This is a genomic window from Amycolatopsis thailandensis (assembly GCF_002234405.1).
GTDB lineage: Bacteria > Actinomycetota > Actinomycetes > Mycobacteriales > Pseudonocardiaceae > Amycolatopsis > Amycolatopsis thailandensis.
On the sequence record NZ_NMQT01000292.1, the window covers coordinates 1 to 806 of the forward strand.

General features: G+C 71.2%; 3 protein-coding genes. All 3 read right to left on the reverse strand.

Features of this window, described 5'->3' with window-relative positions:
• Positions 1–344, reverse strand: a 344-nt coding sequence (locus CFP71_RS42390) for an SsgA family sporulation/cell division regulator (protein WP_093939451.1), incomplete at its 3' end; no start/stop codon positions are given.
• The gene (locus tag CFP71_RS42395) at positions 341–625 is read right to left on the reverse strand and encodes a hypothetical protein (protein WP_093939452.1); all 285 of its coding nucleotides are present in this window, start codon (positions 623–625) and stop codon (positions 341–343) included. The genes CFP71_RS42395 and CFP71_RS42390, both read right to left, overlap by 4 nt.
• The coding region (locus tag CFP71_RS44530; protein ID WP_167406482.1) for a hypothetical protein at positions 622–806 on the reverse strand (185 nt) is incomplete at its 5' end. The genes CFP71_RS42395 and CFP71_RS44530, both read right to left, overlap by 4 nt.

Below are 806 nucleotides of genomic sequence, written 5' to 3' on the forward strand. Positions count from 1 at the left end.
GCCTGGGACCAGTCGATCGCGGCGGACTCAGTGCCGGGACGGACGGCATCGAAGGTGGCGGCGACGAGCTCGGCGAGATCGTCACGGCGGAACACCACCCAGCCGGAACCTTCGGGCGTGCTCAGGCCGACGGTGATCAGGTCGCCGGGTGCGGTGACTCGGACGTCGCCGATCCCGGCCTGTCCGCAGTGCAGCGCCTCGGCGAGCAGTTCCCTGCTGATCACCCACTCGGCGCCGGGGAATCCGAACGTGACCGCGTAGGGCTCGGTCGTGTCGTAGCGGGCGTTCACCACCGCGTGCCCGGTTTTGAGCAACGCGTGCAACCTCGACTCGATCGCGGTCATCGCCTGTCACCGCCCGGGACGGAGTTCAGGCGGCGGCCGGTCTCGGACACGACCCAGTCGACGAAGTCGTCGCGGACGCCGGGCGCGATGTGGGCGTTGAGGAACGCGGTGATCTGCTCGGTGGTCTGGCCGTTGACCGTGCGCCACACGATGATCTCCACCAGCATCGCGACCAGGCGCCGGGATTCGCCGGAGTGCGTGGCGAAGTCGCGGGCCAGCTGCTCGATCACGGCGGTGATCCGGAACGTGTCGACCGGCATGAAGGGCTGATTCGGGTTCATCGCGTCCGGCCCTCCCCGCGCTCATCGGCGCCCGGGACCTCGCCCGTACCGGCGATGTGCGCGTCGAGCTCGGCGTCCAGCGCGGCCAGCGGGTCGGCTGACCTGGTGCCGTCGGCGGGCGTCGGGTCGCCGTCGAGGCGCACCGCCTGGATCCGGACCGCGCCGGCCTCGTGCTCGGCCT

Bases quoted from the DNA above. Each gene is read 5' to 3' on its own strand.
- CFP71_RS42395 (WP_093939452.1), bottom strand. From the start codon at position 625: ATGAACCCGAATCAGCCCTTCATGCCGGTCGACACGTTCCGGATCACC.